Source organism: Stenoxybacter acetivorans DSM 19021 (genome assembly GCF_000745895.1).
Taxonomy (GTDB): domain Bacteria; phylum Pseudomonadota; class Gammaproteobacteria; order Burkholderiales; family Neisseriaceae; genus Stenoxybacter; species Stenoxybacter acetivorans.
In genome coordinates this window covers 22722-40274 of the sequence record NZ_KN050772.1, presented here as the reverse complement: position 1 = coordinate 40274, position 17553 = coordinate 22722, and the positions used below count along the sequence as shown (strand labels likewise).

The window sequence follows — 17553 nt, the reverse complement described above, 5'->3', positions numbered from 1 at the left end:
CCCGAGTGATTTGACAGATAGCCAATGGGCGATGATTGAGTCGTTTTTTGACATCATATGATTTTATTAAGAATTTTTTTGAACATGGGTTCTAAAAACACATGCCATCTTTTCTAAGATTCAGTGTTTTAATCTGATAATGGTGTTGGTAACGGAAAGTTGAATAATTTGATTGTCAAATGCAGTGGTTGGATTAAGGTTTTCAAAAATAATTTGATAATCTCCTTTTTCTGCGTTAAACCATGAAGTTAAATAAAAAGTAGGTATTCCTTTATCAATGAATGATTGAAATGATTTGGGATTTTTAACATCTTTAATCACCACCCAACCATTTGGAGTATTTTTTTTAATGATGATGTGTAGTTGCAACCTTCTTTCCGGTATGCTCTGATATGTTTTTCCCTCAAAATCAAAAATATTCATTACTAAAAGTGAGGCATCCTCTTTTTCTTCCCAACTAAGCTGCTCATAAGGTTTACGCGTATCCATTTCCACAACCATGTCATACCGCTCTGCCTTGGGCACATGAAAATTCACTGTTTGGCTAAACCCCGCTTGCGCCGCGTTAAAAGGCGTATCTAATCTGTAAGTAAAAACCTCATTTTTATTGGCTTGGCATGAACATAAGCCACCCAAACAAAAGATTGAGAGAAAGAGTGTTTTTAACTTGGTTAAAGTGCTGCTCATGCTGGTTGCCTCGCGGTTGTGTCATGAAATTTTGTTGCGCTAAAATGGCGTTTAAAGCAGTTTAAAAAATGAGTTCACTTTGGATACTACACTACACTTCACTTCATAATATAATGATAGACATAATGCTCTAAATCTACCTAAAAATATTTTGCATGTGTTTTGATTTAAATCAATGTTTATTGCTTTTTTTGGCAGTCATTCAGCGATTTTACATTGCCAAACACACTGATATTGGGTAGTTCACACAATCATTAGGACACACTGTCCAATGTGATGGGTGCGCGCGCCAGATTGCTGGTGAACCACACATCATCAATACCAGTGTCCGCCTTGAGAGGTTGTGTAATATGGCAGTCATCAAGTTTATACAAAGTGCCTGCTTCTGCAATTCTAATGTATAGCTTAGCTATTTTGATTTCCTTTTTAAAAACAGATTAAAAACACATGCCATTTAAGATTAGTGCTTTAATCTGATAATGGTGTTGGTAACGGAAAGTTGAATAATTTGTGTATCAAATGCAGGGGTTGGATTGAGGTTTTCAAAAATAATTTGATAGTCTCCTTTTTCTGCGTTAAACCAAGAAGTTAAATAATAAGTGTACGGTCCTCCGCTATCATGGAATGCTTGAAATGATTCAGGATTTTTAACATCTTTAATCACCACCCAGCCATTGGGGGTATTTTTTTTAACGATAATATGTAAGTGCAACCTGCTTTGCGGTGATTTTTTATATAATTTTCCTTTAAAATCAAAAATATCTACCCTTAAGTTAAAGTATTCATCCTTTTCTTCTCTATTGAGAAGCTCATAGGGTTTCCGCGTGTCCATTTCCACAACCATGTCATACCGCTCTGCCTTGGGGACATGAAAATTCACTGTTTGACTAAACCCCGCTTGCGCTGCGTTAAAAGGCGTGTCTAATCTGTAAGTAAAAACCTCATTTTTATTGGCTTGGCAAGAGCATAAGCCGCCCAGACAACAGATTGAGAGAAAGAGTGTTTTTAACTTGGCTAAAGTGTTGCTCATGTTGACTGCCTCGTGGTTGTGTCATGAAATTTTTTAGCACTAAAATAGTGTTTAGAGATAATACATAAAGCAGTTTAAAAAATGAGTTCACTTTGAATATTACACTTCACTTCATAATACACTAATAGAAATTAGTCTAGACTATAGACATTAAGCTCTAATCTATCTAAAATATTTTGCATACGCTTTGATTTAAATCAATATTTATTGCTTTTTTGGCAGCCATTCAGCAATTTTACATTGCCAAATGCGCCGATATTGGGTAGTTCATACAAGGTTTTGATCAATTCTTAGGACACACTGTCCAATGTGGTGAGTGTGTGCCAAATTGGTGGTGAACCACACATCATCAATATCGGTTGTGCGCTCGTCTGCCCATGTAACCAAAGATTTTTGGCTGTGCAAATTGCCGTCTGCATCAATAAATAAGATTTTATGAAGTGTAAGAATAGAAATAATAATTCAAAAAAACAGCGCATTTATCTATGCGCATTTATTTAATTGATATTCTAACTTGGAACTTGAAGTAAATTGAAGATGCCAATCATTTGGCGTATTGCTGTGTTTTTACATAACCGAAAATTAGCACTTATCCATGCGATTGTGAGCAGCGGCAATACCAAGGTTTATCATTAAGACACTGCAAACAATGGGTTGCTTCGTATCTCGCATAGATACAATCGCTGCCGTTACCGATATTTTTCAGGCAACCTGAAAAGAATGATCACCGCTCGCTATTCTGCGCGCGCTGACGCAAAGCATGGTCAATTGGTACAAACAATATACTCAAGAATACGCAGGGCTGATGTACTGTTTGTATCTTGTCTTGCATTCCGAATTTATGGCACATAGCATTAAGCATTCAAACCGCGCCATTCACAGCATTATGAAAACCAACAATGATTTTTCTGCCGCCGTATTCGGTTAATTCAACGGTTTTAACTTCACCCGGTTCAAAGCGCATGGCGTTGCCTGAAGGTATATTCAACCGCATGCCGCGTGCCGATTCACGATTAAACTCAAGTGCCGCGTTGGTTTCGTAAAAATGAAAATGCGAACCCACTTGAATGGGACGATCGCCGCGATTAATAACGTTTAATATAAGGGTTTTACGACCAATATTGGCTTCAATATCACCGTTTGCCAAAATGTATTCGCCGGGTATCATGGTGTGCCTTTTCTATTCAAAACCAGCCAATGAAAACCACTGGTGCATTTAGAAACTGTTTAATATCTCTTGAAACAGCTTTCTTATTAACGAATGGGCTGATGTACCGTAACCAGCTTAGTGCCGTCAGGGAAAGTGGCTTCAATTTGCACTTCATGTATTATCTCTGCGACGCCCGCCATGACATCATCGGTATTCAGCAGTGTTGCGCCATACTGCATTAATTCAGCCACGCTCATGCCGTCGCGTGCGCCTTCCTGCAAGTGGCTGCTGATGTAGGCAATGGCTTCCGGGTAATTGAGTTTCAACCCGCGTGCGCGTCGTTTCGCCGCCAATTCACCTGCCAGAAACAGCATCAATTTCTCTTGTTCGCGACTGGTTAAATGCATCGGTATTTTTCCTCAAATTTTTTATGACAAATGCCATTGGACGCTGATTTTTAATACAACAGCAGTTTATACGCTTAAATAGGTTTGAATCAATTCGGGGGTGAGTTCATCGCCGCGTCCTTTCGCAACACAGTTGCCGCGCTCAATCAAAACAAAATGGTCGGCCAAGGCACGAATTAAATGCAGTTTTTGCTCCACTATCAACACGGTTAAACCCCATTCTTCATTTAAACGACGGATAACGCGCGTGATTTCGGCAACAATATTGGGCTGAATGCCTTCGGTTGGTTCATCTAAAATCAGTAAGCCCGGATTGAGAACCAAGGCGCGGCCAATCGCCAATTGCTGCTGCTGACCGCCCGACAAATCGCCGCCGCGCCGCTGTTTCATTTCTGCCAATACCGGAAACAGTTCATACACCATGTCCGGTATGGCGGCGCGGCGTTTACCGCTGCGTTTTTGATATACGGGCAAACCGATGCGTAAATTGTCTTCTACCGTGAGCAGGGGAAAAATCTGCCGCCCTTGCGGTACATAAGCGATTCCTGCGTAGGCGCGTTTTTCCGGACGCAAGGTGCGCAGATCCATATCTGAGTATTGCATGACATCGGCTTTGACGGCAACCTGCCCCATAATACTTTTTAATAGTGTGGTTTTGCCCACGCCGTTGCGTCCAATGATACAGGTACATTGCTTGTTCGGCACTTCAAAGCTGATGTTGTGCAAAATATGGCTTTGACCATAATATTGATTGAGGTTTTCCACTTTCAGCATGCTATTTTCCTTGTTCTTTTCAGGCAGCCCAAGCGGCTGCCTGAAAATATCTGTCAATGACCGCCTAAATACACATCAATGACCTGCGGATTGTTTTGTACTTCAGTCAAACTGCCTTCTGCCAGCACACTGCCTTGATGCAGCACGGTAACTTTGCGGGCGATTTTGCGCACAAATTCCATGTCGTGTTCCACCACCACCACGGCGTGTTCACCTGCCAAGCCGATAAGCAATTCGGCAGTACGCTCAATTTCGCCGTGAGTCATGCCGGCAACGGGTTCATCAATCAGCAGCAATTGCGGTTTTTGCATCAGCAGCATACCGATTTCCAACCATTGTTTTTGCCCGTGCGAACATTCGCCTGCCAAGCGGTGTTTATAAGCAGTTAAACCAATGGTATTGAGCACTTCATCTAAAAAATCATTTTGTTCGGCAGACAATTGACGTCCTTTGCCGAAATATGCGCCAAACACACTTTTACTGCCTGCCGCCGCCAGTGATAAATTGTCATACACCAGCAAAGATTCAAATACCGTTGGTTTTTGGAATTTCCGCCCAATACCGGCACAAGCGATTTCTGCTTCGCTCATTTTCAGCAAGTCGGTATTTTGCCCCAAAAATACGCTGCCGCTGTCGGGGCGGGTTTTGCCGGTGATGATGTCCATCATGGTGGATTTGCCCGCACCGTTGGGACCGATAATGCAGCGCAACTCACCGCGGTCAATGTATAAATTCAAATTATTGATGGCTTTAAAACCGTCGAAACTCACGGACACATCGTCCAGATACAAAATCACGTTTTTGCCGACATGAATATTGTCGTATGCTTGCCGTGCGTCTGTTTCTGCCTGATAGTGGAAAGAAGATGCCTGATTCATACTGCTGCCTCCTCTTTTGGTGACGAATCACCATTGTTGCTGGGGGGTGGTTTTTTGCGCCATGTCTGCTGAAACAAACCCGCCAAACCGTCTTTTAAAAAAATGGTAACCAATACAAACAGCGCACCCAAGAAAAACAACCATGCATCGGGAAATGCAGCCGTCAGCCATGTTTTGGCGTAGTTCACCGCAAATGCGCCGATAACCGCACCATACAGCGTTGCCCGTCCGCCCAAAGCCACCCAGATAATCACTTCAATCGATACCAAAGGCGCAAATTCACCCGGGTTGATGATGCCGACTTGCGGAACATACAGCGCACCTGCCAAACCGGCAATCATTGCCGACAACACAAACACCAAAAGTTTGATGCGCTCTACACGAAAGCCGACAAAGCGCGTGCGCATTTCCGCATCACGCACGGCAATAATGAGTTTACCCAACCGCGAGTGCATGATGCTGCGCAGCAATAAATACACCGCCAACACCGCAATGCCTGACAGGGCAAACAATGCCACCCTTGTACCGCCCGCCTGCAATGAAAACCCGAGAATTTCTTTAAAATTGGTTAAACCATTATTGCCGCCAAAACCCATTTCATTGCGAAAAAACGCCAACAGCAAGGCATAGGTCATGGCTTGGGTAATGATGGACAAATACACACCGGACACCCGCGAACGGAAGCACAGCCAGCCCAAAACAAATGCCAGTAAGCCCGGAATTAAGAAAATCATCACCGCTGCCCAAGCAAAATAGTTACTGCCCAGCCAAAACCACGGCAATTCAGTCCAACCCAAAAACGCCATAAATTCCGGCAGCGCACCATTACTGCCTCGGCTCAAATACATGCCCATTGCATAACCGCCCAACGCAAAGAACGCGCCATGCCCCAAACTCAAAATACCCAAATATCCCCAGCACAAATCAATTGCCAATGCCAGCAAGGCATAGCAAAAATATTTGCCCAGCAAGGTAACGGTATAGGTTGATACATGAAACAGGCTGCCTGAAGGCATCAGCAGATTACCGATGCTTACCCACGCGATTACCGCCAGCACCAATGCCAGCGTAATCTTGCCTGCCAACGGCTCTCGTCGGAAAAAAGCATAAACAAACGATTGGCTCATTCGACAGCCCGTCCTTTCTGCGGAAACAACCCGCGCGGGTATTTTTGGATAAACAGAATAATCAGCACCAGCACAATACTTTTTGCCAGCACCGCACCCAGCCACGGCTCCATGAATTTATTGAGTATGCCCAAGCCCAAGCCTGCCACCAGCGTTCCCCACAAATTACCCACGCCGCCCAGCACAACCACCATGAAAGAATCCACGATGTATTGCTGACCCAAATTCGGACCGACATTGGTCAATTGAGACAACGCCACGCCCGCCATACCCGCCACGCCAGACCCCAACCCGAAAGTCATCATATCGACTTTACGGTCGTTAATACCCATCGCCCGTGCCATATCCCTGTTTTGCGATACGGCGCGTACTTGCAGCCCCAGCCGCGTGTGTTTCATAACTGCCAATAAGGCAAAGAAACACATCATACAAAAGATAAAGATATACACACGATTCCAAGTAATGGCGAGCCCGTGCATGATTTGCCATGTGCCGCTCATCCAATCAGGTGTTTGTACCATGCGGTTTAACGGTGAAAAAATCGTGCGCACGGCTTGCTGCAAAATTAAGCTGATGCCAAAAGTTGCCAGCAAGGTTTCTAAGGGGCGGCCATACAGGTAGCGCACCACAAAACGTTCAATCAGCACACCAACCGAACCGGATACCAAAAACGCCACGGGAATGGCCACCAACACAGATGCACCGATGTGGTTGGGCATCATCAGCTGCACCACATAAGCGCAATAAGCCCCAATCATCATGAGTTCACCGTGCGCCATGTTAATGACACCCATAACGCCAAATGTAATTGCCAGACCAATGGCAGTAAGCACCAGAATCGAACCCAAACTCAGCCCGAAACTCAAGGTTTCCACACCTTTCATCATGCTCAATTGCTGATTAATGGCATCAATGGCTTTTTGTGCGGCATTTTTCAATTGCGGTGTCGGTGCTTGATCGGCGTATTGTTGCAGCACCGCCAGATTTTCCGGCGATGCGCTGTGTGCCAGCGTATCAATGGCAGCCGCATGCCGTTCGGGATTGCCGCTGCTTAAATCGGCACGTGCCACATAGGTTTGCATCAATGCTTTGATGTCTGCCTTGGTTTCCTTGGGTAAGGCTGCCTGAACTTGAGCCAGTGCGGCGGTATCATTTTTTTGCAGCATTTGCATGATGGCGGCGCGCCGATCTGCCGCGTTGGGGCTGAGCAGCGCGTGTTCGGCAACATAAGATTTCACCCATTGGCGAATGGCGTTGTTGATAACCACTTTTTTTGCGCCTGCGGGCCGTTCAACAGCGGTTTCAGGGTCATCAATATTGAAGTATTGATCGCCTGCCGCAATAAAAAATTGATTGTCTTGATTAAATAAATTGCCCTCACCCAATGCCGTCAAAATCGCCAGCGTTTGGGGGTGATTGAATTGAGGCAATGCCTCAACAGCCGCTTTTTTTTCAGTAAAATTATTGCTGCGCAAGCCTTGTAAAGCCGCATCAAAATCGGCTATCGGCGCATCAGCGGTGCTGCTTTGTTCTGCGGCAACAACAGAAGAGGCACTGTCTTCTGCCCAAGTATTGCTGCTGTATCCGCACGCCAATGCCAATGCCAATGCCAACAGAACAGCAGCCAGCCGACGGTATGGGTTGTGCCGATGCGGCAAAGAAACAAGCCATGTCATGAAATCGTCCTTGTCCGATAAATGGTCGGTATTGACCCTATCAGCCGATTGGGCTACAACAGAAAAAGGCTGCCTGAAAACCGTGCATACAGTTTCAGGCAGCCTGAAGTTGTCTTACTCAACACCGGCAGTACATTTTTTGGTTACCGTGTCATAAGCACCGCAGTTAGTCGGCGCGCTCCAGTCGGCAATCAGGTTTTTCGATTCAGGCAGCAGCGGCGACCATGCTTCACCCGCCACTTCTTTGGTTTGCAACACCACATCAAACTGACCATTGTCTTGGATTTCACCGATTAAAACCGGTTTGGCGGTCATGTGGTTGGCTTGCATTTTGGCTGTGCCGCCGGTCAGATTGGGTACTTCAATGTCAATCAAGGCTTTTTGCACCGCATCTGAATCCGTTGTGCCCGCTTTTTCCACCGCTTTCACCCACATATTAAAGCCGATATAAGTGGCTTCCATCGGATCGTTGGTTACCGCTTTGTCGTCTTTTTTGTAGGCTTTCCATTCTTTGATGAACGCAGCATTGACAGGTGTATCCACGCTTTCAAAGTAGTTCCACGCCGCCAAATGACCCACCAGCGGTTTGGTATCAATGCCCGCCAATTCCTGTTCACCCACAGAGAATGCCATCACTGGAATTTGGTCTGGCGTGATGTTTTGGTTGGACAATTCTTTGTAGAACGGCACATTGGCATCACCATTAATCGTTGATACCACAGCTGTTTTAACACCGGTTGAACCAAATTTCTTCACATCGGAGACAATCGATTGCCAATCGGAAAAGCCAAACGGTGTGTAATTCACCATAATGTCTTTTTCACCAATGCCTTTGGTTTTCAAATAGGCTTCTAAAATTTTATTGGTGGTGCGCGGATAGACATAATCTGTACCCACCAGCGCGAATCGCTTAACGCCTTGTTCCAATAAATAATCCACCGCCGGAATGGCTTGTTGGTTGGGCGTTGCGCCTGTGTAGAAAATGTTTTTACTGGATTCTTGCCCTTCCCACTGCACCGGATAAAACAAAATGCCGTTCAATTCTTCAAATACAGGCAGCACCGATTTGCGCGAAACCGAAGTCCAGCAGCCAAACACCGTTGCCACTTTGTCTTTTGCCAGCAATTCACGCGCTTTTTCGGCAAACAGCGGCCAGTCTGATGCCGGATCAACCACCACAGCTTCCAGTTGTTTGCCAAGCAAACCGCCTTTTTTATTTTGCTCGTCAATCAGCATCAATACCGTGTCTTTTAACGCCGATTCAGAAATCGCCATGGTGCCGGAGAGTGAGTGCAATACACCTACTTTAATGGTATCGCCCGAAGTTACCGCTGCACCAACAGATGATGCACCGCTTACGCCTGATGCCGATGAGGCATTCTCCGCAGGCTTCGGACTACAGCCTGCCAATAACAATGCCGAACACAAAGCCGAAGCCAAAAATTGCCGTTTGTTCATGCCAAAAGCCTCCGTTGGTTGATTTGATTGACCGAGAAATTTCGGTTGTATTTTATTACATTTGTTAATTTAAATTTAACAAATGTTAATATGAAGATTATCTTAGCAGATACGTTTTTTTGATGCAACGCAAAAACCATACAAAAAGATAAAAAAGGCAGATTTAACTTCAATTTAGCCATAAGGCAATCGGATTATTGCCTCTAGGCAATTTTGTGTAGATATTATCTTTCAATAAATAGGATTTATTGATGTATCAGAAGGACAAATTATTGAAAATGTAATGCTTCGAGATATGAAATATCGGTATGAAATGTCGTTTGGTTGTGGTATTTGATATGGAAAAAAGATGTGCAATAAAGCAATGCGGCACAGATTTTATGAGAGAAATTTTCTTTTTCGATGAGAAAATAAAGATAACCAGATGATTTTATTGAAATTTATCAATGATTACTGACTGTCATAACCTGAAGTAAAGAGATGCCGTTGATGCAAAAATTTGCTCATCATGGTATTGCGCCGCAGGTCAATAACCGCCGCATTGTGATACACATTTCAACACGGATTTTCAATTAGAAATGCTCAAAACAATAAAGTTCAGGCAGCCCAATCAGTTTCAGGCAGCCTGAAAATACAACATCTATTGGTGTTGTGCTTTAAGCACTCATCACCCGCGCAATCAGTGCATTGTCTTTGCCCTGCATCTCGGGAATTTCCACTTCAATGCCGTTGCCGGGCGCAACTTGTGCGGCTTCACCGTTTTTACGCATGGCAGTTAAACAGATGATTTGGTTGCCGCTCGGGTGGATAATTTCCAATGTATCGCCAACAGCGAATTTATTTTTTACCAACACGGTTGCCCAACCATCGCCGCTGATTTGGGTGATTTGTCCGACAAATTGGCTTTGTTTGGCCAAAGAATGCCCTGTTAAGTAATTTTGGTATTCTTGGGTTTGATGACGTTCTAAAAAGCCCGCCGTATAACCGCGGTTTGCCAAACCTTCCAATTCTGCCAGCAGTGTGTAGTCAAACGGTTTACCGGCAACGGCATCGTCAATGGCGCGGCGGTAGGTTTGGGCTGTGCGGGCAACATAATAAATTGATTTGGTTCGCCCTTCAATTTTAAGAGAATCCACGCCGATTTCCGCCAAACGAGCCACTTGTTCAATGGCGCGTAAATCTTTGGAATTCATGATATAAGTGCCGTGTTCATCTTCCATAATCGGCATCATTTCACCGAGGCGGTTTGCCTCTTCGATTAAATAAACGCGGTTTGCCAGCGGGTGGCGTTGTTGTCCGTTGATGCCTTCAAATTGTGCGTTTGCCGTTTCTGAGGCTGCCTGAAAGTGAAAATCGCTTAATAATTGCGCATCACCCGAATCATCGGCGGCGGCGTTGTGAACTTGATAATCCCAGCGGCAGGCATTGGTACACGTGCCTTGATTGGGATCGCGGTGATTGAAATAACCCGACAACAAACAACGCCCCGAATAGGCAATACACAATGCGCCGTGAACAAACACTTCCAATTCAATATCGGGGCACTGTTGGCGAATTTCAGCAATTTCTTCAATGGATAATTCACGCGACAAAATAATGCGCTCCACACCCATTTTTTGCCAAAACTGCACACCCCAATAATTGGTGGTGTTGGCTTGCACCGACAGATGTATCGGCATGTGCGGCCAATGTTCGCGAACTTTCATGATTAAACCCGGGTCTGCCATAATCAATGCGTCCGGTTGCATGGCAATCAGCGGCTCTATGTCTGCCAGAAACGTTTTCAGTTTGGCGTTGTGCGGTAAAATATTGCTCGCCAAAAAGATTTTTTTACCGCGTTCATGCGCTTCGCGTATGCCTTGTTCGAGTTCGGTTAATTTGGCAAAACCATTGTTGCGTGCACGCAGCGAATAACGCGGGCTGCCGGCATAAACCGCATCTGCGCCATAGTCAAATGCGGCTCTCATTCGGGATAAGTCGCCGGCGGGCAACAGTAATTCAGGTGATTTCATGGGATTTCAGGCTACCTGAAACAAGCAGCCGCTCAAGTGATTCAGATGGGGCGGAATTTTATCGCTAAATGACTGCGGTTTATGTAAATTCAAGAAAACCAAACCGCCAATCGGCGTATTGCGTCAAAATAAAATAGGCACACAATCGCCGCGAGTGCCAAAACAATGCCCAATACGTTTATTTTATTGATTTTTTCACGGAACACCAATGCGCCAATCAGTGTTCCCAATACAATCACGCCCAAGTTCATGCCTGCAAATACCAAAGTGGGGTTGCTGCCGTAAACCTGATGGGCGCGGATATAAAACACGATGTTGCCAAAATTCAGGCAGCCTAAGAGTACACCGCTCAATAAACTGGGCAAATGCCAGCGCGTGCGCCGCATCAGTAAATAAGCGAAACTCAATAATCCCGCCAAAATAAATGCTGCCAGCAAAGTTGCCGAAAAGGCTTGTCCGATTTTTGATAACTGTTTGAATAAAATATCAATTATTCCATACCCTGCCCACACGGCAAGGAGCAGCCGCGCGGCGGTATTGTTTGGCTTTTTCGGTGCGTGCAAGGTGTTAGCGGGTTGATACAGCAGTGCAGATAACGCCAAAAATGCCAGCAAAATACCCACGCTTTTATTGAGACTCAGGGCTTCACCGAAAACCACAAACGCCGCCAAAATCGGCAAAAATAACGACAGCCGCTGCGCCGCATCGGATTTAACAATACCGGCACTGTCCACGGCTTTACCCATAATCACAAAAATAACAGGCAGTAACACACCCAAAGCAAGCAATAGCAATCCTTGCTGCGGGCTATCCAACACGCCGCCCAAATCGGGTTGCAAAAACAGATAAGCACAGCTTGCCGCAACCAAATAATTCACGGCAATGGCTTGCTGAATCAGCAGATGATTGCGCCGAGCAATTTTCAACAAAACCGACACCAGCACGCTGCAAATAATCGCGGCAAATAATTCAATCATGTGTTTTGTTCATTCTATTCTATTGATTTTCTATCAATTAAAACAGCTGCTTGCTTGCAGAGCAATGTTTGCTTATCCATCGCCGCGCTTATTTGTGTTGCCGCAGAGCAAAGAGGAATAATCATTTCAGCAATATTATTCAGGCAGCCTTTGTACCAACCAACTGTCATTATCGAAACCAATCCGCCATTGGTCTGAGTTGAGATGCCAAACAGACCACAATAATTTTCCTTTTAACAGATAGCGGGCGGATTGTGCATCGCCGACAACTTCAAGCGACGGATAAATCGCGCTGATTTCTGTGTTGGTTTGCGCGGCGGCAATCAGGGCAACAGCGGCAAATAAGCGGCCGGCTGTGCGGTTTGGCGGTAAAAAACCATCGTTTTTCCAGCCGTATTGATCGCTTAGCTGCCTTGCCAAAGGCGCGCCGAAAGCATCGGTTTGCACCCAACGCCATTGCTGCTGCTCGGTGCGCTGCACTGCCAGCAAACTTTGCTGCCCGTCTGTTTCATGCGTGAGCCGAAACCACATCACCGTTAATTGCGTCGGAACGGTTTGCGGATTGGGCAGCAGGCTGTCTGAAAAAAAAGTGCAGGCACTCAATAAACACACAAACAGCAAGCGGCGAACATAACGCAATCTCTTCATAGCGGTGCTTTTACCGTTTATTCAAATTATTCAACGGGTTTTACCTGCCCGCATATTTCAGCCAACACCGCCAACCGCCGATCGGATTTGGTAACGTAGGGATTATTTTCGTCCCAAGCATAACCTGCCAAAATGGCTGAAATCATGCGGCGAATCTCAGGATTTACTTTTTCTTCAGGTGCATAAATCACGTCTTGGAACGTGCCGTTGTACCAGCCATTAACATAGGTACGAAACGCGTTCACACCCACCATGAGTTTTTGGGCAAAATCATGCGCCCAATCCACGGTTTCACCGCTGTATTGACGGTGCAAGGTGTCTGCCGCCAATTTTGCCGAATGCAGGGCAATGGTTACACCTGACGAAAACACGGGATCAAGGAATTCGGCGGCATTGCCCAAAAGCGCAAACCGTTTACCGAAAAGCGCGGAAACATTGGCAGAATAATTTTGCAGCTGCCGATACGGTATGCCGTTATCCCACACCGCGTTTACCAGAATACGGCGCAGCATGGGTATGTCATTAACCCATTTTTGTAAAAATTCGGCTTCTTCGCCCGCTTTTACCGTACCCAGCCGACTGTTTGAACCAACCACGCCGATAGACGATTGTCCGTTGCTGAATGGAATCAGCCAAAACCACACATCTCGATGCTGCGGGTGGGTGCTGATTAAGATTTTATTGCGGTCAAAACCATTGCCGACAATGTGGTCGTCAATATGGGTGAAGACGGCTTGGCGCGGCGGCAATTCGGAAGGGCATTCCAAATTCAATAAACGCGGCAATACGCGCCCGTAGCCACTGGCGTCCAGTACAAAATCAGCACCAAGCGTGTAACTTTCTTTTTCGCTGTCAATACCCAAGACCACGCCATCGTCGGTTTCCTGCCAGCTGTTTACTTTGTGTCCAAAGCGGATTTCGATGCCTTGTTTTTGGGCTTCATTAACCAGCAATTGGTCAAACACCACGCGCTGTACTTGAAACGTGGTGCCGGGACCGTGTGTGAATTTATCAGTAAATTCAAAGTGCGTATAGCATTCGCCCCAAGTAAACGCCGCGCCGTTTTTGTATTGAAACCCGCTTTGCGCCATCACCGCCGTGAGCATATCGGCTTCATCTAAAATTTCCATGCAATGCGGCAGTAAACTTTCCCCGATAACAAACCGCGGAAAATGCTGCTGCTCCAATACCGTTACCCGATGTCTTTTTTGGGTAAGCAAAGCAGCTGCCACCGTGCCTGATGGACCTGCGCCGATAATGACTGTATGTGGTTGATTCATGATTTTCCTATGGTATGCAGGTAAAAAATAGTCGTTAAAATACTTTAAAAGGCATATTATTGATGCCTGAGAAAAGAGCGTTTACTCGGGTACATGCCAAAACTTCAACGCACTAAAAAAGAATTAGCCCGCGCCGCGTAATCGCAATACCATGACAATATTGTGTTTCAGGCAGCCTGTAAATACGCCAACCGACGTTATCTAGTCAGATTGTTTGACCGACATCAAAATAATGCTGAAGCCCAAACTCAATACCACGCCCAACGCCACAGTCAAACCCAATTGCGCCACCACCGGCGTACTGCTGAAAGCCAGTAAACCGAAAGAAATCAAACTGGTTATCGCCGCCAACAGGCTGCCTGCCAAGCGTTCATCGCGATTATTGATGTCAGCGGTGTGCAGATACACCGCATAATCAATGCCGATTGCCGACACCAGCAGCAAACCGAAAATAACAAATAAACCAATCGGCAAGTTCAGCCAGCCTAACAAAGCAATCACACTGAGTGCGGTTAAAACAGGCACAGCCAACACTCGGCTGCCGCACCCAAAGCCCAAATACCACACCAGAGAAATCCACGCCAATCCCAAAGAAATGATTTTCAGCCACAAGGTTTGATTTCGGGTTTGTGTAAATGATTCATTGAGCCGCGCCACCTTATCCACCCAACTGACGTTGGGCATGTTACGAATCAATTCACGGACTTCTGCCGCATCGTATTTTTCGGTTAAACGCACCAAAGCGGCATACCGCCCTGTGCTTACCTCTCCCAAAAACAAAGGCTGCCACGCTTGTGCCAAGGGTGTATTCAGTGCAGTATGCAAATCAATGTCCGGTGCTTGCGCGGCAGTGAGCAGTGCTTGGCGAATGGTGTTTTCGGGTATCCCCAAATCAGTCATTGCCGTCCATGTTTCGGGCTGGTCAGCCAAGGCATGCAAGGTGTTTTTTAATTGCTGTTGTGAAGCAATCGGCTGCACCCATTGACTCAACGATACGGTATTTTTCAGGCTGCCTGAAAGCCGCTGCACCACCGCGGCATCTGCTTTCAATAAAGATTCCTCATCATCGGCTTCAATCAATAAAAATTGAGCCGACGGCGTGATGCCGCTGATTTCACTGACCGCCTGCGCTTGCTGCAACCATTTAGGCGATAAATTCGCCCACGTGCGAATATCGTCCTGCCAACGGCTGTGCCAGCAGCCCGCCAGCACCAACACAAGCCATGCTCCCCAAAACAAGATGATGCGCCGCCGCGAACAACGCAGGCCATGAATGGTTTGCCACAGGCGGCCAAACCATGCGTTCAACCACGTTTGCGCGGGCAGGATACAGCGGTGAAACAGAGGCGGTAAACCGCAGACACTTGCCCACAACGCACCGATTAAAGCGGCAATTGAAAACACCGCGCATTGGCGCAAAATCGGCAAAGGCGCAAACAGCAGCAACACATAACCCAAAGCAGTAATCAAACACGCCAGCACAAAAGCGGGCAGCAGCCGATTCATGGCAATTTTTGCCTGCCACTTTTCCGACAGCAATGCGGGAGCAAGCCAATGCAAAGGAAAATCCAGCAGCACGCCCACCAAACTCGTGCCAATCACCAAAGTCAAAACATGAATTTGCCCGAATACCAGCACACAGGCGGCAAAACCCAAGCCCAGCCCCACCGCCACCGGCATAAACACCCACAACACGCGGGCACGGCGAAACAGCAGCAACAGCAGCAACAGCGTTAATAAAGTGCCGATGATACCCATTCGCGCACCTTCGGTTTCGGCACGGTGTTTGGCTTCTGCGGCAAATACCGCACCGCCCGCCAAACGGGTTTCCACGCCAATCACCGCCGCCTGTGTTTCGGTTTGGCGCACCAAATCCAATAAACCATTCGGCACGGATACCGCACCTGTGTTTTCAGGCAGCCTGCCTGTAATCGCTATCCAATATTTACCTTGGTATTCGGTGTGTAAAACACCACTGTCAGCATCCCATTGCAAACGGCTGTTTGCCGGCTGTGTTTTGGGCAAAATAAACCGACCAAACCCCGCCCAATCTTCATCTAAAGGCAATAACGACGGCGGCGAAAACGGATTGGCAATATCGGTAGCACGTTCGGCAAAATATTGCTGCGGGCGGCTTTCCAATAATTGCTGCTGCGATGAAGGCAACAGAGCCAATTGTAAAACAAGCGCTTGCTGACGCCATTGCGCCATATCCGGAATGTGTTGATCAGCCACTTCAGTGAAAATCGCACTGCGCCGCCAAAGATTTGCTAATTCTGCTGCGCCTGTTTGCGCCTTTGCCTTGTCAGATGCGCCCACCAACAGCAGCAGTTGTTGATTCATTTGCCGTTCAATCTGCCGCTGCGCCGCTTGTTGTGCCGCGGTCAATTGCGCATCTTCAGGCAGCAGCTGCGTCATTTCTGTTTGCAGTAATGGTTGCTGCTGCGCCTTAACGAACACGAAAACCGCAGACAGCAATATCAGCACTGCAAGCAGTGCCACTGAAATGTGCCGCCGCTTATTGAGCCAAAGCACGGCTTTGTTCCTGACTGAAAGGGGCATCAATGCGTATATTTTCAAAACGCATCACCGTTTTATCGCCTTGTTTTTCAGCGATTTCCACTTCACGCACCACCGCATTGCCGCGAATATTGATGCGTGTGAAAATTTGTTGCATCAACGCCGATTTCGGCTGTAACAACAATTGCCAGCGTTGCGCATTACCGCTCAATGCCATACTGAAATGCTGCTGCAACCCTTGGGCGTTCCCGCCCAATAAATCCAAAAATAATTGCATTTGCCGCCGCTGGGCAGCAGATTGATTGGCGCTGCGCTGCCAGTTTTGCCCATTCCATTGATCAATACCATCAGCGCGCACACGCAAACGTTGTGCAAACGGCTTTTGCATGTCCCATAACAAGATTTTTTTCGGCTGCAACACAAACACGCCCTCGGTTTGTAACGGTTTATTTAAAGAAGCCAGATAGCGTTGCTGAATAAATTCGCCCTGAATGGATTGAGGTTGCTGCAATTGACGGCTTAAGTCATTCAAATCAAAAGCATGAGCGAGCAGCGGTAACAGCCAGATGCACAAATAAAATAAATATTTTTTCATGGTATTATTTCCATTGTTGGTTTTTGTGTTGATTTTGAAATTTGCGTTTTATCTTAAGGAGCTTGGCAGCTAAATTGGATAACCTTAAGCCATTTTAGCAAAATTGTGCAGCCATTTTGGTTTTGGTGATTAAAATGAAATTTGTTTTTTAGAGTGATTTCAAAATTTTTCTTTCTGAGTATCTTTAAACCCCAACAATCATTATTTGGCAAATCCCACAAAATGCTTAATACCACCAACTAATATGGTACTTCCATATATCAGCAACCGTAACAGCTTATTTAGTTATGGATTTTTCATCTGGCAATGCCATAGGTAATACTATAATTAAAAT

Annotated in this window: 16 protein-coding genes; all 16 read right to left on the bottom strand. The window is 46.1% G+C overall.

Annotation, left to right across the window (positions count from 1 at the left end; genetic code table 11):
* Positions 1 to 120: 120 nt before the first annotated feature.
* Positions 121 to 687, bottom strand: a complete 567-nt coding sequence (locus Q384_RS11745) for a hypothetical protein (RefSeq protein WP_037588453.1) — start codon at positions 685 to 687, stop codon at positions 121 to 123.
* A 460-nt stretch (positions 688 to 1147) separates the two neighbouring features.
* Positions 1148 to 1717: a hypothetical protein gene (locus tag Q384_RS11740; RefSeq protein WP_037588451.1), complete on the bottom strand. Its 570-nt coding sequence runs from the start codon at positions 1715 to 1717 to the stop codon at positions 1148 to 1150.
* A 267-nt stretch (positions 1718 to 1984) separates the two neighbouring features.
* Complete coding sequence (locus tag Q384_RS13540) at positions 1985 to 2122, bottom strand: hypothetical protein (RefSeq protein WP_156956571.1); 138 nt, start codon at positions 2120 to 2122, stop codon at positions 1985 to 1987.
* A 457-nt stretch (positions 2123 to 2579) separates the two neighbouring features.
* Positions 2580 to 2885, bottom strand: coding sequence for an urease subunit beta (gene ureB / locus Q384_RS11735; RefSeq protein WP_037588449.1), 306 nt, complete (start codon positions 2883 to 2885; stop codon positions 2580 to 2582).
* A gap of 86 nt (positions 2886 to 2971) precedes the next feature.
* A complete protein-coding gene (gene ureA / locus Q384_RS11730; protein WP_037588447.1) occupies positions 2972 to 3274 on the bottom strand; it encodes an urease subunit gamma in 303 nt (100 codons plus the stop codon).
* A 66-nt stretch (positions 3275 to 3340) separates the two neighbouring features.
* On the bottom strand, positions 3341 to 4048 hold the full coding sequence (urtE, locus tag Q384_RS11725) for an urea ABC transporter ATP-binding subunit UrtE (protein WP_037588445.1): 708 nt from the start codon (positions 4046 to 4048) through the stop codon (positions 3341 to 3343).
* A gap of 53 nt (positions 4049 to 4101) precedes the next feature.
* Positions 4102 to 4926 carry an urea ABC transporter ATP-binding protein UrtD gene (gene urtD / locus Q384_RS11720; protein ID WP_084224488.1) on the bottom strand — a complete coding sequence of 275 codons (825 nt, stop codon included), beginning with the start codon at positions 4924 to 4926 and terminating at the stop codon, positions 4102 to 4104.
* Positions 4923 to 6053, bottom strand: coding sequence for an urea ABC transporter permease subunit UrtC (urtC, locus tag Q384_RS11715; protein ID WP_051940988.1), 1131 nt, complete (start codon positions 6051 to 6053; stop codon positions 4923 to 4925). Before urtC ends, urtD begins: the two co-directional genes overlap by 4 nt.
* Complete coding sequence (gene urtB / locus Q384_RS11710) at positions 6050 to 7729, bottom strand: urea ABC transporter permease subunit UrtB (protein WP_084224487.1); 1680 nt, start codon at positions 7727 to 7729, stop codon at positions 6050 to 6052. The genes urtC and urtB overlap by 4 nt, the downstream gene beginning before the upstream one ends.
* 114 nt (positions 7730 to 7843) lie before the next feature.
* On the bottom strand, positions 7844 to 9187 hold the full coding sequence (gene urtA / locus Q384_RS11705; protein WP_084224486.1) for an urea ABC transporter substrate-binding protein: 1344 nt from the start codon (positions 9185 to 9187) through the stop codon (positions 7844 to 7846).
* Positions 9188 to 9843: 656 nt separating this feature from the next.
* On the bottom strand, positions 9844 to 11199 hold the full coding sequence (gene trhP, locus Q384_RS11695) for a prephenate-dependent tRNA uridine(34) hydroxylase TrhP (RefSeq protein WP_037588441.1): 1356 nt from the start codon (positions 11197 to 11199) through the stop codon (positions 9844 to 9846).
* Between the two features lie 89 nt (positions 11200 to 11288).
* Positions 11289 to 12176 (bottom strand): hypothetical protein, encoded by an 888-nt coding sequence (locus Q384_RS11690; RefSeq protein ID WP_037588439.1) that lies wholly within the window; start codon positions 12174 to 12176, stop codon positions 11289 to 11291.
* Between the two features lie 135 nt (positions 12177 to 12311).
* Positions 12312 to 12824, bottom strand: a complete 513-nt coding sequence (locus tag Q384_RS11685) for a hypothetical protein (RefSeq protein ID WP_156956570.1) — start codon at positions 12822 to 12824, stop codon at positions 12312 to 12314.
* A gap of 26 nt (positions 12825 to 12850) precedes the next feature.
* Positions 12851 to 14104 carry an NAD(P)/FAD-dependent oxidoreductase gene (locus tag Q384_RS11680; RefSeq protein WP_037588436.1) on the bottom strand — a complete coding sequence of 418 codons (1254 nt, stop codon included), beginning with the start codon at positions 14102 to 14104 and terminating at the stop codon, positions 12851 to 12853.
* A 201-nt stretch (positions 14105 to 14305) separates the two neighbouring features.
* Positions 14306 to 16639: an MMPL family transporter gene (locus Q384_RS11675; RefSeq protein ID WP_051940982.1), complete on the bottom strand. Its 2334-nt coding sequence runs from the start codon at positions 16637 to 16639 to the stop codon at positions 14306 to 14308.
* Complete coding sequence (locus tag Q384_RS11670) at positions 16623 to 17219, bottom strand: outer membrane lipoprotein carrier protein LolA (protein WP_037588434.1); 597 nt, start codon at positions 17217 to 17219, stop codon at positions 16623 to 16625. The genes Q384_RS11675 and Q384_RS11670 overlap by 17 nt, the downstream gene beginning before the upstream one ends.
* Positions 17220 to 17553 lie beyond the last annotated feature (334 nt).